Genomic DNA, 20,561 nt, shown 5'->3' on the forward strand with positions numbered 1-20,561 from the left:
GCCACCGGATCGTGACAGGACGGGTTGTCATGGCCGCGCCGCTCCTTCGTGGAGACGCCGAAATCGTCCGGCCGGAGCCGTAGACTCGCACATGATGTCGAAGACCGAAGCCAGCCCCTTGCTCGACGGACTCAACCCGCAGCAGCGCGCCGCCGTGGTGCATTCCGGTGGTCCGCTGTTGATCGTCGCGGGCGCCGGCTCGGGCAAGACACGGGTACTCACCCACCGGATCGCGCATCTGCTCGGCGAGCGGGACGCGCACCCCGGTCAGATCCTCGCGATCACCTTCACCAACAAGGCCGCCGCCGAGATGAAGGAGCGGGTGGACGCCCTCGTCGGGCCACGCTCACGCGCCATGTGGGTGATGACGTTCCACTCGGCGTGCGTGCGGATCCTGCGGCGCGAGGCCAAGCGGCTCGGTTTCCCGACCAGCTTCTCGATCTACGACCAGGCCGACGCGAACCGCCTCATGGCGCTCGTCTGCCGGGAACTGGACCTCGACCCGAAGCGGTACCCGCCGAAGGCGTTCAGCGCGCAGGTCTCCAACCTGAAGAACGAGCTGATCGACTACGAGACGTTCAAAGCGCGGGCGTCGACCCACATGGAACAGACGCTCGCCGAGGCGTACGAGATGTACCAGGCGCGGCTCCAGCAGGCCGGCGCCATGGACTTCGACGACCTCATCATGATGACGGTCAACCTGATGCAGGTCTTCCCGGAGGCCGCCGAGCACTACCGGCGCAGGTTCCGGCACGTCCTCGTCGACGAGTACCAGGACACCAACCACGCGCAGTACGAGCTGGTCCGTGAGCTGACCGCCCCCGTCGAGGGGCTGGAGCCCGCCGAGCTGTGCGTCGTCGGTGACGCCGACCAGTCGATCTATGCGTTCCGCGGTGCGACGATCCGGAACATCCTGGAGTTCGAGCGCGACTACCCGGACGCCACGACGATCCTGCTGGAGCAGAACTACCGGTCCACGCAGACGATCCTGTCGGCCGCCAACGCCGTCATCGAGCGCAACGCCGACCGCAAGCCCAAGAAGCTCTGGTCCGACCAGGGCGAAGGCCACAAGATCACCGGTTATGTGGCCGACAACGAGCACGACGAGGCCGCGTTCGTCGCCCGCGAGGTCGACCGGCTCGCCGACGACGGCGAGGCCCGCGCCGGTGACGTCGCCGTGTTCTACCGCACCAACGCGCAGTCCCGGGTGTTCGAGGAAGTGTTCATCCGGGTCGGGCTGCCGTACAAGGTCGTCGGCGGGGTCCGCTTCTACGAGCGCAAGGAGATCCGCGACGCGCTCGCCTACCTGCGCTGCCTCGCCAACCCCGAGGACACGGTCTCGCTGCGCCGCATCCTGAACGTCCCCAAGCGCGGCATCGGCGACCGTGCCGAGGCGTGCGTCGAGGCGTACGCGTCCCGCGAGCGGATCTCGTTCTGGCAGGCGTTGCGGAACCCGGAGGACGTGCCGGGCATGGCGACCCGGTCGATCAAGGCCGTCCGCGACTTCGTCGCCCTGCTGGACGACCTGCGCGGCGCCGCCGAGTCCCTCAGCCCCGCCGACCTCGTCGGCGAGATGCTGAAGGCGAGCGGATATCTCGCCGAACTCCAGGCCTCCAAGGACCCGCAGGACGAGACCCGCATCGAGAACCTCCAGGAACTGGAGGCCGTCGCCCGCGAATTCGAGGAGCGCCTTGAGGGCGAGTCCGCCGAGGGGCGCCTCGCCGAGTTCCTGGAGCAGGTGGCCCTGGTCGCCGACGCCGACTCGATTCCCGGTGGCGCGAAGGGCGGGCCGGTCCCGCCCGGCGAGCAGCCGGAGGAGACCGAGGGCGGCGTCGTCACGCTGATGACCCTGCACACCGCCAAGGGGCTGGAGTTCCCCGTGGTGTTCCTGACGGGCATGGAGGACGGCGTCTTCCCGCACCTGCGCGCCATGAGCAACCCGAAGGAGCTGGAGGAGGAACGGCGGCTCGCCTACGTCGGCATCACCCGTGCCCGGCAGCGGCTCTACCTGTCCCGTGCCGCGATGCGCAGTTCGTGGGGCGCGCCGCAGGTCAACCCGCCGTCCCGGTTCCTCGGCGAGGTCCCGAAGCCGCTCGTGGAGTGGGAGCGGGAGGCGACCTCGACCTCCGGTTCGGCGATGACGCAGATGGCCTCCCGTCCGGGGGTGCGCTCGTCCGGCAACCGGCCCGTCCCGTCCCTCACCCCGGGGGACAAGGTCACCCACGACGCCTTCGGCCTCGGCACCGTGGTGTCGGTCTACGACGGCGGCCAGAAGGCCAGTGTCGACTTCGGCGGCGACTACGGCGTCCGGACGCTGGTCCTCCGCTACGCCAGCATCGAGAAACTCTGACCCCCTGGCGGTTGGGAGACCCCCATGTTCGCTCTCAGGCTCGCCGACGACGCCGAGCTTCGCCCGCTGGAGCCGTGGAACGCCGCCGAGTTCGCCGAACACGCGGTCCGCGTCCGCAAGGACATCGACCACTACATTCCCTGGGCGCGCACCGTCGTCGACGAGGCGACCGCGCAGGAGTTCCTGCGGTCGTACGCGGTCAAGCAGGCCAAGGACATCGGGCGCATCTACGGCATCTGGGTGGACGGCGTCCTCCAGGGCGGGACGCTCTTCCGCACGTTCGACGCCGCCATGGGGGTCTGCGAGGCCGGGGTGTGGCTCTCGTCGGAGGCGCGCGGGCGGGGGCTGGTCACCACGGCCGTCCGGCACATGATCGACTGGGCGTTCCGGGCGCGGGGGATGCACCGGGTCGAGTGGCTGTGCGACCCGCGCAACACGGCGAGCGCGGCGGTGGCGAAGCGGTTGGGGATGACCTGTGAGGGCGTCCACCGGCAGGGGTTCGTCCTGGACGGTGACCGGCGGGACGTCCAGGTCTGGGCGATCCTCGCGGACGAATGGGGCGAGTGAGCCACTGTCACGGCCCGGCCCGGGGCCCTGTCAGTTCGTCGGCGGGATCGGCAGGGGCTTGTCCAGGGCGGTGAGGGTGAGCAGCGTGAGCGCCGCCGTCCAACCGAGCGGGGCGGGGCCCGCCTGCCCGCCCTTCGGGCCGACCTTCTCCGGCAGGACCCCGAGGGTCGTGCGGTTCGCGTTCAGCCAGTCGAGGCGGCCGAGGGCCTCGTACGTCCGGCCGGACGCGGCGGAGTTCAGCCCGAACATGGCCGTCTCCGGCGTCCAGGCCACATCGGGGTCGCCGGACCAGCGCTCGCCCGGCAGCACGCCGCCGTTCGGCAGCGTCTGCCTGCGCCGCGCGTCGGCGATCGCGGCGGTCACGGCCGGGTCGGCCGGGGCGAACGGCGGCGCGAGGAAGGTCACCGAGGTGTCCATGAGGCCGTCGCGGACGGGTGAGCGCGGGTAGCCGAACGGGGCGAACTGGCGGTCCACCGCGTCCGACAGCTGCCGCGCGGCCTTCCGCCACTCGGCGGCCTTGCCGTGCTCGCCGCGTGCGCGGGCCAGATCGGCGGCCGACCGCAGGCCGGCGAGCACCGGCGCGACGACACCGAGGGTGGGGCGCCGCGGGTCCTCCTCCTTGCGGTGGTCGCGTTCCCAGTAGTCGGACGAGGCGGGCGGCAGCCCCTCGGCGTCCAGCGAGCCGGCGAGGTGGTCGGCGGCGCGTCGCACCATCGGCCACAGGTCGGGCGGTTCCTCGTCGAGCGGTTCCGTCGTGGCGAGGTGGAACCAGGTCGCCCACAGCACCCAGCCGACCGAGTCGAGTTGCGGGGCCCGTCCGTCGGCGACGGCCGTCCCGTCGGGGTGGTAGCGGGCGGCCCACATGCCGTCGTCGTGCTGGACGCGGGCGAGGAAGCGCAGGATGCGGCGGGCCTCGGACGGGTGCCCGGTCGCGCTGAACGCGGCGACGGCGAACGCGGAGTCGCGGGGCCAGCAGTAGCGCCACTTGGTGTACCAGGAGGCGAGGGACGCGCCGTTCGGGCGGGTGAGGAGCCGCAGGTCGAGCAGGGCTCGGGCGGCCATGTCGTGGTAGCCGGGACGGTCGCCGGTGGGGACGGTGCCCTGGGCCAGCCAGGAGCGGTCGGACCGCAGCGACTGGGCGACCCGTGGGTCGGACGCGTCCACGGTGACGGGCGTGTCGCCGCCGAACGGGATGAGGCGGACACGTCCGTCCGCGAGCCGGACGGCCGAACTGTCCCTCAGGTAGAACGCCCCGGGCGCCAGTTCCGGGGACAGCGGGGCGCCCGCGAACGGCCAGCCGCCCCCGCCGACGAGACCGGGGCTCGCCCAGCCCTCGCCGGAGCGTTCGGGGACGTTCGCGCCCCCGGTCGCGATGATCGCCGCCACGATCAGCAGGGCCGTGACCCGGCGGAACGCGCGCGTCGACCCGCGCCCGCGCGGGCGCCGGCGATCGGGGGGCGGGGTGTGGACGGGGCCGGCCGCGACGATCCCGCTCGGCACGGTTTCCGGGAGGAGCGCGTCGTCCAGGGCGGGATCCGTCAGAACGGGTGCCGCCGGCGCCGCGAGGGGCGTGTCCCGCTCATCCGCCATCGCCATGCGTCGCCCCCTTCACCGCATCGCCCGCCGGACTGGTCCCGGACCGAAAATAAGTACATCAAACTACGTCAATTGGTTCATCCTCCTCACGTGCCACTCGTGCCCTCCTCAGGGGTGAGACATACCCACGTCCCGGTAACACTCCCTGAGGGGACCCGGTGGCCTCATCACCGTGCCGGGTTGACTAGGCTGCATCGACGGAGCGGACCGCAGAGTGCCGGCCGCGCGGAGTCCCGTGCAAACCCCCACTCGTGTGGTCGATCGACTGTCGATCCGTTAAAGGACGCCTCGTGGACCTGTTCGAACATCAGGCGAAGGAACTCTTCGCCGAGTACGGGGTACCGGTGCCCACCGGCAAGGTCGCCCATACTCCCCAGGAAGCCCGGGCCATCGCGGCGGAGCTGTTCGCCGCGGGAAGCTCGAAGGTCGTGGTCAAGGCCCAGGTGAAGACCGGCGGCCGCGGCAAGGCCGGCGGTGTGAAGCTGGCCGACTCGGCCGACGAGGCGGAAACGCTCGCCGGCCAGATCCTCGGCATGGACATCAAGGGCCACACGGTCCACAAGGTCCTGATCGAGGAGGGCAGCGCGATCGCGCAGGAGTTCTACTTCTCCTTCCTGCTCGACCGCGCCAACCGCACCTTCCTGTCCATCTGCTCCGTCGAGGGCGGCGTGGAGATCGAGGAGGTGCCGCACGACCGGCTGGCGATGGTGCCGATCTCGCCGCTGCACGGCGTCGACCGGGCCCTCGCCCGCGAGATCGCGGAGAAGGGCCGGCTGCCGGAGGAGGCCGTCGAGGGCGCCGCCGAGCTCATCGAGCGCCTCTGGGCGGTGTTCACCGACGAGGACGCCTCCCTCGTCGAGGTGAACCCGATGATCCTCACGTCGGACGGACGGGTGACGGCCCTCGACGGCAAGGTCACCCTCGACGACAACGCGGACTTCCGCCAGGACCACGACAAGTACGAGGACAAGGCCGCCGCCGACCCGCTGGAGGCCGCGGCGAAGGCCAAGGACCTCAACTACGTCAAGCTCGACGGCAGCGTCGGCATCATCGGCAACGGCGCGGGGCTCGTCATGTCGACCCTGGACGTGGTCGCGTACGCGGGCGAGGAGTTCGGTGGGCAGCGTCCCGCGAACTTCCTCGACATCGGCGGCGGCGCGTCCGCGGAGGTCATGGCGAACGGGCTGGAGATCGTCCTGTCGGACAAGGACGTGAAGTCGGTGTTCGTCAACGTCTTCGGCGGCATCACGGCCTGCGACGCCGTCGCGAGCGGCATCGTGTCGGCGTACAAGCTGCTGGGCGACCGCGGCGAGTCCGTCGACCGGCCGCTCGTCGTCCGGCTCGACGGCAACAACGCCGAACTCGGACGCAAGATCCTCAACGACGCGGCGCTGCCCGGCGTCCAGCAGGTCGACACCATGGACGACGCGGCCAGGCGCGCCGCCGAACTCGCGGCAGGTGCATGAGCGATGGCCATCTGGCTCACCGAGAACAGCAAGATCATCATTCAGGGCATCACGGGGTCGGAGGGCACCAAGCACGGCCGCCGGATGCTCGCGTCCGGCGCGCAGGTCGTCGGCGGCGTGAACGCCCGCAAGGCGGGGCAGACCGTCGACTTCGACGGGACGGTCCTGCCCGTCTTCGGCACCGTCAAGGAGGCGATGGACGAGACCGGCGCGGACGTCTCCGTCGTGTTCGTCCCGCCGAAGTTCACCAAGGACGCCGTCGTCGAGGCCATCGACGCGGAGATCCCCCTCTGCGTCGTGATCACCGAGGACATTCCCGTCCACGACACCGCCTACTACTGGGCGTACGCCGAGTCCAAGGGCAACAAGACCCGCATCATCGGGCCGAACTGCCCCGGCATCGCCTCGCCCGGCAAGTCGAACGCGGGCATCATCCCGGCCGACATCACCACGCCGGGCCGTCTGGGCCTGGTGTCCAAGTCGGGCACGCTGACGTACCAGATGATGTACGAGCTGCGCGACATCGGCTTCTCCACGTGCGTCGGCATCGGCGGCGACCCCGTCATCGGGACGACCCATATCGATGCCCTCCAGGCGTTCCAGGACGACCCGGACACCGACGCCATCGTGATGATCGGTGAGATCGGCGGGGACGCCGAGGAGCGTGCCGCCGCCTACATCGAGCAGCACGTCACCAAGCCGGTCGTCGGCTATGTCGCCGGGTTCACCGCGCCCGAGGGCAAGACGATGGGCCACGCGGGCGCGATCGTGTCGGGCTCGGCGGGCACCGCGCAGGCGAAGAAGGACGCCCTGGAGAAGGTCGGCGTCCGAGTCGGCAAGACCCCGAGCGAGACCGCCGTCCTCATGCGGGAGATCATCAAGAACCGCTGACCGTCGTTCTCTCGTCGCCGAAAGACGCCCGAGCCGCCATGGCCGGGCGTCTTTTCGGTTTCCGGTCCGCGCCCGGCGACGGCGAGGCGACACGCCGCGCGAGGGGACGTCCGGGGCGCGGGCGTGGTGCCAGCATGGTGCGCGTGAGCGATGCGACCCCTGGAAGGCGTGCGACCCCCGACCGTGGTGCCGCGACGGCGGCGGGACGGGCCGCGCGGCGTCCGGAGGCGCGCGGCCGTGCCCAGCCCCCGCCGGAGGCGCCGGCCCCGGTGCCGGCCACCCGACCGCTGTACGTGACGGGCCTGGTCGCGGCGCTGTGGTGCATCGGGATCGGGCTCGCCGTCCTCACCACCATCACGCTCATCGGGTGGATCGCGGCACCCGGGACGGCGTTCGGCGAGGGGATGTCCGGGGTCTTCCGGACGGCCGTGAACTTCTGGCTCGTCTCCCACCACGCCGGTTTCTCCTACGGGCAGGGCCGGGTCGGGCTGCTGCCGCTCGGCGTGCTCGTCCTGCCCGGGGTCATGCTGTACCGGGGCGGCGGGTGGATGATCCGGGTGGCGGGGCTGCCGCACCGGCCCCGGGCCGCGGTGGTGCGCGTCGCGGTCGCGCTGGCCACCCCCTACGCCGCGCTGGCCGCGCTGCTCGCGCTGGCGGCGTCGTCCCCGCAGCTACGGCCGTCGGCGGGGCAGGCGCTCATCGCGTGCTTCCTCGTCGCGGTCATCGCGGGCGGGCTCGGCGCCGCGCGGGCCGTCGTCGCCGCGCAGGTGGCGGCGGAGGCGAAGGGGCGGCGGGTCAGATCGGGCCTCGGGGCGCTGCTGCGGCTGCTGCCGGACCGGCCGCGCTCCCTCGTGATCGGCGTGTCGGGGTCGCTGGCCGTGCTGCTCGGGTCCGGTGCGGTGCTCGTCGGCGCGTCCCTCGCCGTGAACATCCGCGACGCCGACCACCTGTACGACATGCTCGCCCCCGGCGTCGTCGGCGGCGCCCTGTTGCTGCTGGTCGAGCTGGCGTTCCTGCCGAACGCGGTGATCTGGGGGATGGCGTACGCGGTCGGGCCGGGCTTCTCCGTCGGCTCCGGGACCAGCGTGTCGCCGACCGGGGTGGTCCTCGACCTCGTTCCGGCGTTCCCGCCGCTCGCCGCGCTGCCGGAGCCGGGACCGGCGCCCGCGGTGTCGCTCGTCGCGCTGGCCGCGCCGTTCCTGGCGGGCGCCGTGGGCGGCGTCCTCACGATCCGGTCGATGCCGAGCCCGGTGTCGGAGGGGGCTCCCCTGTGGGGGTTCATGTCCGGGGCGCTGACCGGTGCCGTGGCGGCGCTGCTGACCGTGCTGTCCGGCGGGCCGCTCGGTGACGGGCGGATGGCGACCATGGGACCCTCCGCCTGGCAGGTCGGGCTGCTCGCGGCCCTGGAAGTCGGCATCTCCGCGGCGATCGCGGCATGGGCGGCGAACGCGCTGATCCTGCGCCGTGCCGCCCGACCCCCGGCGGAGACCCGGGCGCCGGCACGGAAACGGGCGTCCAGGAAAGCGGCCAGGAAGGCGGCCGAGAAGGACACGGTCAAGCCGAAGAAGCGGGGACGGACCGCCGAGCCGACGCCGGTGCCGCTGTCCGCGCCCGTCCCGGCCGACGTCGAGGAGAAGGCCCCCGAGCCGCGGCCCGCGCCGAGGCCCGCGCCGAGGGCGCCGCACGCGCCGGACCCGCTCCAGTTCGAGGAGGCCGAACCGGTCCTCGGCCCGCGTCGCCCGCGCCGCCGCCCCGCCCCGCCGCCCGACCCGGTCGAAGAACCGCCCGAGCCCGAACCCGTACCGGACGTCCTCGAAGGCCACATCGTCGACGAACCCGTCGACGTCCCACCGCCACGCGAGGACCCCGAACGCATCGAGACCCGCGGCGGGGCCATCTACGTGCTCCGCGAAGACCCCGAACGGGACGACCAGGGCATGTCTCAGTGAGGTCGATGACACTTCACAGTGGTGAAGGTCACTGTGAGACCCGTCTTAGAGCAGGTCGCCGTACTTGTCCATGCTGCCGGACGGCAGACCGAGCTTGTCCTCGATCTTCGGGTAGTACTCGTCGCGGCACGCCTGCTTGTCGACGGTGGTGTTGGAGCCGCTGATGCAGCTCTGGTAGCCGCTCAGCTCCGACCACAGGAACGCCGTCAGCGACACCGACAGCGTCGAGAACACCAGCCCGATCGTGCCGAGGACGATGCCCGGGACGGCGCCCGGCGCCGCCGCCCGCGCCCGCCGCGCGCTCCGCCGGGCCCGGATGCCGACGACCAGTGCGGCGACGCCGAGCACGAGGCCGAGCGGGTAGAAGAAGAACGCGGTCACCAGCGCGATGCCGCCGAGCCACAGGGCCCGCCAGCCGCTTCGCTGGGGCGGGCCCGGGACCGGAGGCGGCGGAGGCCCCACCGGCGGTCCGCCCGGGTGATCGTCCGGGCGGTGTTCCGGCTGGGCCGGAGGGCCCGGCTGCTCGCTCACGTTCTCTTTCCTCCTAGCCCCTGGTGTGGAACAACCCCTGGTCCGTTTTCGGGGGGCGCCGAGCCGGCCCGATAGGCTGCTGGTCGGCCAGAACGGCAAACCCCATCGTCCACCAGGGAGTCATGGTGTCCGCCCGGCTCGTCGTCCTCGTCTCCGGCGCGGGGACCAACCTACAAGCGCTGCTCGACGCGTGCGCGGATCCAGCCTACGGGGCGAAAGTCGTGGCCGTGGGGGCGGATCGTCACGATACCGGCGGAACCGCCCGTGCCGAACGGTGCGGCGTGCCCACGTTCACCGTCCGAATTCCGGACTTCCCGTCCCGGGACGGCTGGGACGCGGCGCTCACCGAGGCCGTCGCGGCGCACGAACCCGACCTGGTGGTGTCCGCCGGATTCATGAAGATCCTCGGCCCGCGTTTCCTGGCGCGGTTCGGCGGCCGGACCGTCAACACCCATCCCGCGCTGCTGCCGTCCTTCCCCGGCGCCCACGCCGTACGGGAAGCCCTGGCTTACGGGGTGAAGGTCACCGGATGTACGGTTCACTTCGTCGACGAAGGAGTGGACACCGGACCCGTCATCGCCCAGGACACCGTCCCCGTGCGCTGGCATGACGACGAAGACTCCCTGCACGAGCGCATCAAGCAGGTGGAGCGCCGGCTCCTGGTCGACGTCGTCGGACGGCTCGCCCGTGACGGCTGGACGGCGCGCGGCAGACGCGTCTCACTCAAATGCAAGACCTGCGGTGAACCGAACGGCAGGGACACGTCCGATCAAGAGGGGAGCTCGGCCGGTGAGTCGGGTGGCGATTAAGCGGGCTTTGATCAGCGTCTACGACAAGACCGGGCTGGAGGAACTGGCCCGCGGCCTGCACGAGGCCGGTGTCGAGATCGTCTCGACCGGTTCCACGGCCGGACGGATCGCGTCCGCCGGGGTGCCGGTGATGAAGGTGGAGAAGCTCACCGGCTTCCCCGAATGCCTCGACGGGCGGGTCAAGACCCTCCACCCGAACGTGCACGCGGGCCTGCTCGCCGACCGCCGCAAGGAGGAGCACCTCCAGCAGCTCGACGACCTCGCCGTCGAACCGTTCGACCTGTTGATCGCCAACCTGTACCCGTTCTCCGCGACCGTCGCGTCCGGCGCCCGGCCCGACGAATGCGTCGAACAGATCGACATCGGCGGCCCGACGATGGTCCGCGCCGCCGCCAAGAACCACGCGAGCGTCTCCGTCGTCGTCGACCCGTCCGCGTACGGGACCGTCCTCGACGCCGTCAACGCGGGCGGCTTCACCCTGGAAGAACGCCGCCGCCTCGCCGCGCAGGCGTTCGCGCACACCGCGTCCTATGACGTCGCCGTCGCGTCCTGGTTCGCCAGTGCCTACGCCCCCGACGAGACCGCCGCCGACACGAACTGGCCCGACTTCCTCGGCGCCACCTGGGAGCGGTCGAACACCCTCCGGTACGGCGAGAACCCCCACCAGCGCGCCGCCCTGTACCGGACCCCCGGCGAGACCGGGCTGGCCGGAGCGGAACAGCTGTACGGCAAGGAGATGTCCTACAACAACTACGTGGACACCGACGCCGCCCTCCGCGCCGCCCACGAGTTCCCCGACCCCTGCGTCGCGATCATCAAGCACGCCAACCCGTGCGGCATCGCCGTCGGCGCCGACATCGCCGACGCGCACCGCAAGGCCCACGCCTGCGACCCCGTGTCCGCCTACGGCGGCGTCATCGCGGCCAACCGTCCCGTCACCGCCGCCATGGCCCGGCAGGTCACCGAGAGCTTCGCCGAGGTGCTGATCGCGCCGTCCTTCGAGGACGAGGCCGTGACCGTCCTCACCGACCGCTTCAAGAACATCCGACTGCTCGTCTGCCCCGACGCCCCCGCGGGCGCCACCGAGTACCGGCGCATCGACGGCGGCCTCCTCCTCCAGAGCGTCGACCGCATCGACGCCCCCGGCGACGACCCGACCGGCTGGGAACTCAAGACCGGCGCGGCCGCCGACGAGGCCACCCTCCGCGACCTGGCGTTCGCATGGCGCGCCGTCCGCTCCGCCAAGTCCAACGCCATCCTCCTCGCCGCCGACGGCGCCACCGTCGGCGTCGGCATGGGCCAGGTCAACCGCGTCGACGCCGCCAAACTCGCCGTAGCCCGCGCCGGCGCCGACCGCGCCGCCTCCGCCGTCGGCGCCTCCGACGCCTTCTTCCCCTTCCCCGACGGCCTTGAAGTCCTGACCGAAGCGGGCGTCCGCGCCATCGTCCAACCCGGCGGCTCCGTCAACGACGACAAGGTCATAGCCGCCGCCACCAAGGCCGGAATAACCCTCTACTTCACCGGAGTAAGGCACTTCTTCCACTGAGCCTTTCTCCTCCGGGACGCTGCGCGCCCTCCACCGTCAAAAGACTCGAGGCGATCGCCGGCATCGCTCCGACTCGCTGCTCCGCCCACCCCAGCCCGCCTCCGCAACCCCGCAACAACCTCGACCACTGCGATCGCGTCCGAAGGCAGGTGCGAGCGAAGCGAGAACCTGATCGCGCAGCGAGCCGCCAGGCGAGACGAAGCGATGCCAGCGATCGCACGCAGTTCACGACGATGGAGGGCCGCCAGGCCCGAAGGAGGAGTGCACTGCAATAAACAGGTAGCCTCTGGTCTGCCGCGCCCCCCGGAACGTTCTGACCACTTCGGCGCGGAGTGATCTGGATGGGAGGCGCGGTGGAAGCGGTCTTGTCGATGATCGTTGTGTCCGTTTACCGGACGGACGCGCTGTTGATGGAGTCGCGGCAGATGATCGGGCTGGCCGCCGCCGTGCTCGCGGCGATGCTCGCGGCGCAGCTCGGATGGCATGGGACGGACCGGCTGCTCGCGTGGCGGGGGCGCTCCGAAGACTGAGGCGGCCGGTGCCGGTCGATAGCATGAGGTCGGACGCGACTGGCGCGGTCAAGGTGGGGCACCACCGGGGAGCGAACCAAGAGTCCGGACGCCGCGCGCCTGGGTGGACGGGAGACCTTCCGCGGAGGAACGCATGACGGCACAGATTCTGGACGGCAAGGCCACCGCCGCCGAGATCCGCTCGGACCTCAAGGGACGGGTCGAGGCGCTGAGGGCGCGCGGCGTGTCCGTGGGGCTGGGAACCGTCCTTGTCGGCGACGACCCCGGCAGCCACTCCTACGTCAACATGAAGCACCGCGACTGCGCCGAGGTCGGCATCGAGAGCATCCGCCGCGACCTGCCCGCCACCGCGTCCCAGGACGATGTGGAACGCGCGGTCGCCGAACTGAACGCCGACCCCGCCTGTACCGGCTACATCGTCCAGTTGCCGCTTCCGAAGGGCCTGGACGAGCAGCGGGTGCTGGAGCGCATCGACCCGGCCAAGGACGCCGACGGCCTGCATCCCGCGAACCTCGGGCGGCTCGTGCTGATGCAGCCGGGGCCGTTGCCGTGCACCCCGAAGGGGATCATCGAGCTGCTGCGCCGTTTCGATGTGCCGATCAAGGGCGCGGAGGTCACCGTCGTCGGGCGCGGCATCACCGTGGGGCGTTCCCTCGGGCTGCTGCTGACCCGGCGCACCGAGAACGCGACCGTCACCCTCTGCCACACCGCGACCCGTGACCTGGCGGCGCACACCCGTGCCGCCGACATCGTCGTCGCCGCCGCCGGGGTGCCCGGTCTCATCACCGCCGACATGGTCAAGCCCGGCGCGGCCGTCCTGGACGTCGGCGTGTCCCGGGTGGACGGCAAACTCGCCGGGGACGTCGCCGCGGACGTTCGGGACGTCGCGGGCTGGGTCGCGCCGAACCCCGGCGGGGTCGGCCCGATGACCCGTGCGATGCTCCTCGCCAATGTCGTCGAGGCAGCCGAACGCCTCAACTGATCGGCGGGGGCGTCACCGGCACCCCCGGTGACGACCCCGCCGTTCACGTTCCCGCCGGACGGGGCCGCGCCGTCACTAACGCGACCCCGTACGGACCGTCTCGGCGATGACCCTCACGACCTTGCGCTGCCCGGAGGGTGGGCGCCGAGAAACCCTTCGGGTCAGCTCGCCCTCCGTCCTGCCGGGCTCGGTGCCCGTCCGGGCGGCCCGGTGACATGGCCGTGGCCCGTACCCGTCCGCCGCGGGTCGGGCTTCGGCCGGACTCCGGGGACGCGCCCGTCCATCGGAGGGCGGCCCTGCGGCACGTGCACCGGTGGTAGCGGCCGGACGAGGCCCATGGCGATGACCTCGTTGGCGAGCCGCGTGCGCCGGTTGGCGCCCTCGGGGATCCGGAACTTCTGGTAGAGGCGCAGCAGATGCTGCTTGACGGCCGCCTCCGTCACCACCAGCTCTCCGGCGATGTCACGCGCCGTGGCCGGGGCCACGAACGCCTCGTCCGACAGGGCGGGACGGCAGAGCGAGGTCAACACGTCGACCTCGCGTCGGGTGAGCTCGGGTGCGACGGCACGCCGCAGTTCGACGTCCGGATCGACCTCCTCACGGGGGATGCCCCCCATCCGGCAGCGCGCCGTGCCGAAGCTCACGACGTCACCGTCATCCAGGACTCGGCGGGCGATGGGTCGCCCGTTGACGCGGGTCCCGTTACGGGACAGACCCATGTCCACAACGTAGACGTAGGGTCCGCGCCGGACGATCTCAGCGTGCAAGCGGGACACACTCGGGTCGTCGAGACGTATGTCGACTCCTCTCCCTCTCCCGACCGTCGTCACGTCGTGGCGCAGCGGCATCACCAGCCCGCTGTCCTCGATCCGCATGAACGGCCCCTCCACGGCAGTCCTCCCAGCTAGTTAGCGACCCCTGTCTGCCGGGTTACCCGGGCGCGTCACCGTCACACCCTCCTACTGGCGAGTAGCACCGATGGTGCAAGGGATTCCGGGCTCTCGGGCATCACCCGGGCACCATCCGTCCCGCCCGCGGAGCCGGACGATGACGTGCCATGAGGGGATTGCCGATACGGTGGAAACCATGAGCACCCAGGTGCGTCGGCGGACGCGCAGGGCGCCGCGCCGCCGGGGCGCCGCGCCGCACTGGCTGGCGCAACTGCCGTACCTGATCGTGCTCAGCGGAGTCGGCGCCGGTCTCACGCTGTGCGCGTTCAACTACTTCCGCAAGGGCTCCGGGTTGATGGCCGCCGCGCTGCTGTTCGGTGCGCTCGCCCGGCTGCTGCTGCCCGAGTCGCAGCTCGGCCCGCTCGCCGTCCGCAGCCGGTCCATCGACTGCTGGACGCTCGTGATCCTCGGCGAGATGGTCGCGTTCGTGTCGCTCAGCGTCCCGCCGATGAACAAGCCGGGCCTCGCGCTCGCCGGCGCGTTCGGCGTGTTGATCCTGCTCGCCATGGTGGCGCGGGCCGTGCGGCTCCTCATCACCGGTCGTCGTGACGGCCCAGGCCAGGTCTAGACCTCCGAACGCCCTCGGCTAGCCTTGCCAGTTGAGCCTTACAAGGTCTGAGTCTTTAGCTCGCCCCGGTGTAGGAAAGGGACAGCACCAGCATGCCCAAGATCAAAGTAGCGGGCCCGGTCGTCGAACTCGACGGCGACGAAATGACACGGATCATCTGGAAATTCATCAAGGACCAGTTGATCCTGCCCTACCTCGACGTCGACCTGAAGTACTACGACCTGGGAATCGAACACCGTGACGCCACGGACGACCAGGTCACCGTCGACGCCGCCAAGGCCATCCAGGAGCACGGCGTCGGCGTGAAGTGCGCGACCATCACCCCGGACGAGGCGCGCGTCGAGGAGTTCGGCCTGAAGAAGATGTGGCGGTCCCCGAACGGGACGATCCGCAACATCCTCGGCGGTGTGGTCTTCCGTGAGCCGATCATCTGTTCCAACATCCCCCGCCTCGTTCCCGGTTGGACCAAGCCGATCATCATCGGCCGCCACGCGCACGGCGACCAGTACCGCGCCACCGACTTCGTCGTCCCCGGCCCCGGCACGGTGACCATCACCTACACGCCCGAGGGCGAGGGTGAGCCGATGGAGTTCGAGGTCGCCTCCTTCCCCGGCGGCGGCATCGCGATGGGCATGTACAACTACGACTCGTCCATCCGCGACTTCGCGCGGGCGACGATGCGGTACGCGCTGGAGCGCGGGATGCCGCTGTACATGTCGACGAAGAACACGATCCTGAAGGCCTACGACGGCCGGTTCAAGGACATCTTCCAGGAGATCTACGAGTCGGAGTTCAAGTCCGACTTCGAGGCCAAGGGCCTCACCTACGAGCACCGGCTCATCGACGACATGGTCGCGGCGGCGCTGAAGTGGGAGGGCGGGTTCGTCTGGGCCGCCAAGAACTACGACGGCGACGTCCAGTCCGACACCCTCGCGCAGGGCTTCGGCTCCCTCGGGCTGATGACGTCCGTGCTGATGACCCCCGACGGCAAGACCGTCGAGGCGGAGGCCGCGCACGGCACGGTCACCCGGCACTTCCGGCAGCACCAGCAGGGCAAGCCGACGTCGACCAACCCGATCGCGTCCATCTTCGCCTGGACCCGCGGCCTCGAACACCGCGGCAAGCTCGACAACACCCCCGCGGTCATCGAGTTCGCCCGCACCCTGGAGCAGGTCTGCGTCGAGACGGTCGAGGGCGGCCAGATGACCAAGGACCTGGCCCTCCTCGTCGGCCGGGAGACCCCGTGGCTGACCACGCAGGCCTTCCTGGAGGCCCTCGACACCAACCTCCAGAAAAAGGTCAATGGCTGAGGCCCCTGGCTTAGGCGTTCGTCCCCGAGGCCGTCCCGGAGTACTTCCGGGACGGCCTCGACGCGCCATGCCGATGGTGCACCTGCCGGGTGATGGGTAGGGAGTGCGCGATAGCCTGAACCTCGCACATATCTCGATGGCGAGAGACCCCGCGCGGCGGCGGGCTCAGGTTCACAGCAGCAGAGAGAAGAAGAAGGCAATGACGCGCACCCCAGTCACCGTTACCGTCACCGGCGCCGCGGGCCAGATCGGCTACGCGCTGCTGTTCCGCATCGCGTCCGGGCACCTCCTCGGCGCGGACGTCCCCGTACGCCTGCGACTCCTGGAGATTCCGCAGGCGGTCAAGGCCGCCGAGGGCACCGCGATGGAGCTGGACGACTGCGCGTTCCCGCTGCTGTCCGGCATCGACATCTTCGACGACGCGACCAAGGCCTTCGAGGGCACGAACATCGCCCTCCTCGTCGGCGCCCGTCCCCGGACGAAGGGCATGGAGCGCGGTGACCTCCTGGAGGCCAACGGCGGCATCTTCAAGCCCCAGGGCGAGGCCATCAACGCGGGCGCCGCCGACGACATCAAGGTCCTCGTCGTCGGCAACCCCGCCAACACCAACGCCCTCATCGCCCAGCAGCACGCCCCGGACGTCCCCGCCGACCGCTTCACGGCCATGACGCGCCTCGACCACAACCGCGCCCTCGCCCAGCTGTCGAAGAAGGCGGGCGTCTCGGTCGCCGACATCCGCAAGATGACGATCTGGGGCAACCACTCCGCCACCCAGTACCCGGACATCTTCCACGCGGAGGTCGCCGGCAAGAACGCCGCCGAGACGGTCAACGACCAGGGCTGGCTGGAGAACGACTTCATCCCGACCGTCGCCAAGCGCGGCGCCGCCATCATCGAGGCCCGGGGCGCGTCCTCCGCCGCGTCCGCCGCGTCCGCCGCCATCGACCACATCTACACGTGGGTGAACGGCACGGCCGACGGCGACTGGACGTCCATGGCCGTCGTCTCGGACGGCTCCTACGGCGTCCCCGAGGGCCTGATCTCGTCCTTCCCCGTCACCACCCGCGACGGCAAGTGGGAGATCGTCCAGGGCCTGGACATCAACGACTTCTCCCGCACCCGCATCGACGCCTCCGTCGCAGAACTCTCCGAGGAGCGCGAAGCCGTCCGCAAGCTCGGCCTCATCTGACACTTTCGACCACGGCCCCGAGGGCACCGGTCTAGGGGAAGATCCTCCGCAGGGGGATACGAAGAACCTGACCACTCACCTCGGGGCCGTGGAGTTCACACAGCGGGCTCTACCTCGACGAGAGGACGCGCGGCTGCCACCGCCGCACCTCCGCTAATGGCATACCGAGCCCACACCCATTTCCCGCGGGGCCTGGTCGGTGTCACCCCGCATTTCTCCGACAGCGCCTCGACGATCGGCAGCCCCCACCCGCCCGTCCCGGCCTCCGGGTCGTCATCACCGCCCGCCGAGCGCCTGCGCACGGGCCTGCCGTCCGAGGCGTCCCATACCGCCAGCCTCACGGCGCCGGGCTCCCGGGTGAGCCGCACCTTGATCTCTCGCCCCACCGTGCACCGAATCGCATTGGTGACCAGCTCGCTCGCGATCAGCGCGAGATCATCGCCGATGTCGGCCAACTCCCACTCCGCGAGCCGGCCCTGCACCCACCGACGCACCCGCGCCGGCGCCGTCGCCGCCGCCGGTTCCCTCATCTCCAGGGCCGAGCAGGCGTCCATCACGACCACCGCCTGATCTGCCGCAGCACGAGCAACGCCCGCTCCGCCGCCCCCGCCTCGGCCCCCACAAGCCCGATAACGTGCCCGCGCTCCCCACCCAGCCGGAACCGCCGACCGTCACACGCGATCACCCGCTCCCCACGCACACCCAGCGAGATGATCAGCCTCCCCCCGTCCACCCGCGCCCGACACCCCCGCCGCGCGAATTGCGCCGCCAACACCTTCAGCGACTTGGCCGTGGCATTTTCCATGGTCCGACCTCCATCGTCAGATCAAGGCCTCGGTTTCCCGGCGTTCGCCCGCCGGGCCCGAGGCCGTCTTTTGTGTCCTGGACACCATTCGCACTCCACCTGAGTGCATACGGGGCTAGCGTGGAAGGCGGTGTCTGCTGGCCTCCCATGCAGGCAGCGTCAGGTAACGGGTGAACCCGGGCGAAACGGGTGAGGCAATGGCGACCTTCGGTGAAGAGCTTCGACGTTTGATTGCCGAGCGACAGTTGAGCCAACGCGGACTTGCACGTCTCGTGCCATGCGACGGCGGATATCTGTCCAAAGTGGCCAGCGATCAGAAACGGCCTTCGGCGGAACTGGCGGAACGACTGGACCAGTTACTCCAGGCGAATGGCACGCTCGCCGCGCTGCGACCGACGGATCCCGAGCGGCACCCCGAGGTGCTCGACCTGACCGGCGTCCATATGCCCGCCGCGACCGGCCCACCCGCCGACGCCGACTTCGTCACCGAGGTTCGCCGGACCAGCCAGTCGCTGGTGCGCCTGGACACCGTGCACGGAGGCGACGACGTCCTGCCGTTGGCCCTGCGAGCCTTCCGGGCCGTCAACCACCGGTTGGGCTCGGGCTCCTACCGGCCCGCGGTCGAGCGAGACCTGATCGCCGCTGCGGGCGAGGCGGCCGAGGTCGCCGCCTGGCTGGCCTACGACGCCGACCGGCAGGACGTCTCCCGGCAGATCATCCACGAAGCCCTGATGCTGTCCAGGCAGGCCGGAGACTCGGACATGGAACTGTTCGAGTTGACACACCTGGCGATGCAGTCGGTGCACCTGCACCGACCCACCGAAGCCCTCCGCCTCACGACGGGCCTACTAAACGACGGGCTGCCGCCCCGCGCAGCGGCGCTACTGAACATTCGCCGCGGCCGAGCGCTCGCCCAACTGGGCCACAAGGCCGACGCGATGGCCGCGCTCGCCCAGTCCCGATCGGTGCTGCTGGACGGATCGGGCCGCCGCGACGCTGCATGGACGTGGTGGATCACCGACTCCGAGGTCCTGTGGCACACCGGCATGGCCCGCGCCGAGCTGGGCGAGTGGGGCGCGGCGGTGCCGTTGCTGAGAGAGGCGGCAGAGCTGCGAGGCCGCTTCCCGCGGGCTCGTTACAACGACCTCACGCACCTGCTGAACGCCCTGGTACACGTGGGCGACTGGGCTGAGGCGGAGCCGGTCCTACGGGAGATCAGCGGGGACGCCGGTGCCGTGGGCTCGGGCCGAACGACGAACCTACTACGCCGGGTCACGGACCGAATCATGCGCGCGGACGCGCCCTCGGCACTCAACGACCTGGCCGAGCACGTCCACCGCGCTCTTCACGCCGCCTGATCGTGGGCTCTGGCTGCGGACGCCGAATCCGCTCGATGCGAGGAGATGAGCACGTGGGGTCAGCGCGGTACAACGAGATCGCCGACGACTTGCTGCGGCGCATTGACGCAGGTGAGTGGCGGTCGGGCGCGACGTTGCCGCCGATGGAGAAGCTGGCCGAGCACTACGGTGTCAGCCGCAACGCGGTCGCGCGGGCGGTCGGGAAGTTGGCGAAGCAGGGCCGCCTCGTCTCGGTCCCCCGTCGGGGGACCGTCGTCCGGCCCAGGCATCGAGCGACCGTCATGCGGACCGACCTGGTGAAGCGCAACACCAGGCATCGTAAGAACGAGGAGGAGTTCGCGGCGGGTTACAGCTTCCCCGCGGCCATGGGCAACGAGCTCTGGACGCACCACATCGAGCCGGACGTCCGTAAGGTTCCGCTCGATGACCCTCGACTCGCCCACATGCTGAACGTGCCGGTCGGAGAGATGGTCATGAGGCGCCTGCGCGTGACCGGACCGGATGGGGAACCGGCTTTCCAGATCTCCGCCACGTGGATACATCCGCGCATCGTCGCCGAGGTTCCCGAAGTCGAGGAGCCGCACGGCACAGGTCCCGGTGCTTGGATTGACGCGATCGAGGCCAAAGGGCACGGCCCTCTGGAGTGGCTGGAGCGTCGGCGCGTGAGGATGCCGACACCGGATGAGGCCAGGCTGCTGCTCATACCCGTTGAGTTGCCTGTTTGGGAGATCGTCCGTATCAGCTATAGCGCCCTGGACGAGAAGGCCGTCGATGTCACGCAGGTCGTCATTCCCGGCGACCGCATGGAAGAGATCTCACGCTTGCGTCGGGACGAGTCCGCCAAGTGGCCCCACCGTTCCACAGGCCCGGACGGTCCGCCGGTCGCGCCCGCCGAGTAACGGGGCGGGAAGGCTGGTGGGCGCAAGGGAGGGGAGTTTCCCTTGCGCCCGGGAGGACAGGAGCTGTGCTCGACTGCGCCCTGTGAACATTTTCAAGGGCTTTGCTATCGGAAAACTATGGACGCGTGGTTAGGGTGCGCGCGCGGAGAGTAGTTGTCGGGTGGCGTGAGGGTCAGGGTGGAATTGGGTGGTTGGTCCGGGCAAATGATCTGTGGGCGTCGGTATCGGTCGCTAGGGTGTGATCGCCCGTAAAGGTGATCGGGGA

Annotated in this window: 19 protein-coding genes and 1 riboswitch; of the genes, 14 read left to right on the top strand and 5 right to left on the bottom strand. The window is 70.6% G+C overall.

Features of this window, described 5'->3' with window-relative positions:
* Positions 1-94: 94 nt before the first annotated feature.
* Together pcrA and BZB76_RS07635 are read left to right on the top strand one after the other, a co-directional pair.
* Complete coding sequence (gene pcrA, locus BZB76_RS07630) at positions 95-2,350, top strand: DNA helicase PcrA (protein ID WP_211342890.1); 2,256 nt, start codon at positions 95-97, stop codon at positions 2,348-2,350.
* A 24-nt stretch (positions 2,351-2,374) separates the two neighbouring features.
* Positions 2,375-2,917 carry a GNAT family N-acetyltransferase gene (locus BZB76_RS07635; RefSeq protein ID WP_121433614.1) on the top strand — a complete coding sequence of 181 codons (543 nt, stop codon included), beginning with the start codon at positions 2,375-2,377 and terminating at the stop codon, positions 2,915-2,917.
* 30 nt (positions 2,918-2,947) lie between these two features.
* Here BZB76_RS07635 and BZB76_RS07640 read toward each other — a convergent pair whose 3' ends face one another.
* Positions 2,948-4,513 carry a glycoside hydrolase family 15 protein gene (locus BZB76_RS07640; protein WP_246006811.1) on the bottom strand — a complete coding sequence of 522 codons (1,566 nt, stop codon included), beginning with the start codon at positions 4,511-4,513 and terminating at the stop codon, positions 2,948-2,950.
* 290 nt (positions 4,514-4,803) lie between these two features.
* Between BZB76_RS07640 and sucC the strand changes: the two genes are divergently transcribed.
* The 3 genes from sucC to BZB76_RS07655 all read left to right on the top strand — a co-directional run bounded on the left by sucC (position 4,804) and on the right by BZB76_RS07655 (position 8,819).
* Positions 4,804-5,979 (top strand): ADP-forming succinate--CoA ligase subunit beta, encoded by a 1,176-nt coding sequence (gene sucC / locus BZB76_RS07645; RefSeq protein ID WP_121433615.1) that lies wholly within the window; start codon positions 4,804-4,806, stop codon positions 5,977-5,979.
* Between the two features lie 3 nt (positions 5,980-5,982).
* Positions 5,983-6,870 carry a succinate--CoA ligase subunit alpha gene (gene sucD / locus BZB76_RS07650; protein ID WP_121433616.1) on the top strand — a complete coding sequence of 296 codons (888 nt, stop codon included), beginning with the start codon at positions 5,983-5,985 and terminating at the stop codon, positions 6,868-6,870.
* A 143-nt stretch (positions 6,871-7,013) separates the two neighbouring features.
* The gene (locus BZB76_RS07655) at positions 7,014-8,819 is read left to right on the top strand and encodes a cell division protein PerM (RefSeq protein WP_246006812.1); all 1,806 of its coding nucleotides are present in this window, start codon (positions 7,014-7,016) and stop codon (positions 8,817-8,819) included.
* Between the two features lie 45 nt (positions 8,820-8,864).
* Here the strand turns inward: BZB76_RS07655 and BZB76_RS07660 are convergent, their stop codons facing one another.
* Positions 8,865-9,350, bottom strand: coding sequence for a hypothetical protein (locus tag BZB76_RS07660; RefSeq protein ID WP_121433617.1), 486 nt, complete (start codon positions 9,348-9,350; stop codon positions 8,865-8,867).
* Positions 9,351-9,472: 122 nt separating this feature from the next.
* Here BZB76_RS07660 and purN point away from each other — a divergent pair, with 122 nt between their 5' ends.
* The 4 genes from purN (at position 9,473) to BZB76_RS07680 (ending at position 13,217) form a co-directional block, all read left to right on the top strand.
* Entirely contained in the window at positions 9,473-10,159 is a 687-nt protein-coding gene (purN, locus tag BZB76_RS07665; protein ID WP_121433618.1) for a phosphoribosylglycinamide formyltransferase, read from the top strand.
* On the top strand, positions 10,140-11,705 hold the full coding sequence (gene purH, locus BZB76_RS07670) for a bifunctional phosphoribosylaminoimidazolecarboxamide formyltransferase/IMP cyclohydrolase (protein ID WP_121433619.1): 1,566 nt from the start codon (positions 10,140-10,142) through the stop codon (positions 11,703-11,705). The genes purN and purH overlap by 20 nt, the downstream gene beginning before the upstream one ends.
* Before the next feature lie 365 nt (positions 11,706-12,070).
* Positions 12,071-12,235 carry a hypothetical protein gene (locus BZB76_RS34625; RefSeq protein ID WP_170180542.1) on the top strand — a complete coding sequence of 55 codons (165 nt, stop codon included), beginning with the start codon at positions 12,071-12,073 and terminating at the stop codon, positions 12,233-12,235.
* 25 nt (positions 12,236-12,260) lie between these two features.
* A riboswitch (ZMP/ZTP riboswitch) is annotated at positions 12,261-12,347 on the top strand.
* 21 nt (positions 12,348-12,368) lie between these two features.
* Entirely contained in the window at positions 12,369-13,217 is an 849-nt protein-coding gene (locus tag BZB76_RS07680) for a bifunctional methylenetetrahydrofolate dehydrogenase/methenyltetrahydrofolate cyclohydrolase (protein ID WP_121433621.1), read from the top strand.
* A gap of 161 nt (positions 13,218-13,378) precedes the next feature.
* Here the strand turns inward: BZB76_RS07680 and BZB76_RS07685 are convergent, their stop codons facing one another.
* Positions 13,379-14,107, bottom strand: a complete 729-nt coding sequence (locus tag BZB76_RS07685) for an FHA domain-containing protein (protein WP_121433622.1) — start codon at positions 14,105-14,107, stop codon at positions 13,379-13,381.
* A 196-nt stretch (positions 14,108-14,303) separates the two neighbouring features.
* Here BZB76_RS07685 and BZB76_RS07690 point away from each other — a divergent pair, with 196 nt between their 5' ends.
* From BZB76_RS07690 to BZB76_RS07700, 3 genes are all read left to right on the top strand, one after another.
* A complete protein-coding gene (locus BZB76_RS07690; protein ID WP_117398536.1) occupies positions 14,304-14,735 on the top strand; it encodes a DUF3017 domain-containing protein in 432 nt (143 codons plus the stop codon).
* Positions 14,736-14,827: 92 nt separating this feature from the next.
* Complete coding sequence (locus BZB76_RS07695; RefSeq protein WP_121433623.1) at positions 14,828-16,045, top strand: NADP-dependent isocitrate dehydrogenase; 1,218 nt, start codon at positions 14,828-14,830, stop codon at positions 16,043-16,045.
* A 199-nt stretch (positions 16,046-16,244) separates the two neighbouring features.
* Positions 16,245-17,234: a malate dehydrogenase gene (locus BZB76_RS07700; RefSeq protein ID WP_121433624.1), complete on the top strand. Its 990-nt coding sequence runs from the start codon at positions 16,245-16,247 to the stop codon at positions 17,232-17,234.
* 95 nt (positions 17,235-17,329) lie between these two features.
* Here BZB76_RS07700 and BZB76_RS07705 read toward each other — a convergent pair whose 3' ends face one another.
* Positions 17,330-17,788, bottom strand: coding sequence for an ATP-binding protein (locus BZB76_RS07705; protein WP_147449366.1), 459 nt, complete (start codon positions 17,786-17,788; stop codon positions 17,330-17,332).
* Complete coding sequence (locus BZB76_RS07710; RefSeq protein ID WP_121433626.1) at positions 17,788-18,039, bottom strand: hypothetical protein; 252 nt, start codon at positions 18,037-18,039, stop codon at positions 17,788-17,790. Before BZB76_RS07710 ends, BZB76_RS07705 begins: the two co-directional genes overlap by 1 nt.
* A 197-nt stretch (positions 18,040-18,236) precedes the next feature.
* Between BZB76_RS07710 and BZB76_RS07715 the strand changes: the two genes are divergently transcribed.
* Positions 18,237-19,397: a helix-turn-helix domain-containing protein gene (locus BZB76_RS07715; RefSeq protein ID WP_121433627.1), complete on the top strand. Its 1,161-nt coding sequence runs from the start codon at positions 18,237-18,239 to the stop codon at positions 19,395-19,397.
* Positions 19,398-19,450: 53 nt separating this feature from the next.
* The gene (locus BZB76_RS07720; RefSeq protein ID WP_211342891.1) at positions 19,451-20,296 is read left to right on the top strand and encodes a GntR family transcriptional regulator; all 846 of its coding nucleotides are present in this window, start codon (positions 19,451-19,453) and stop codon (positions 20,294-20,296) included.
* The last annotated feature ends 265 nt before the right edge of the window (positions 20,297-20,561 follow it).

The sequence above is a fragment of the Actinomadura pelletieri DSM 43383 genome, assembly GCF_003634705.1.
Lineage (GTDB): Bacteria > Actinomycetota > Actinomycetes > Streptosporangiales > Streptosporangiaceae > Spirillospora > Spirillospora pelletieri.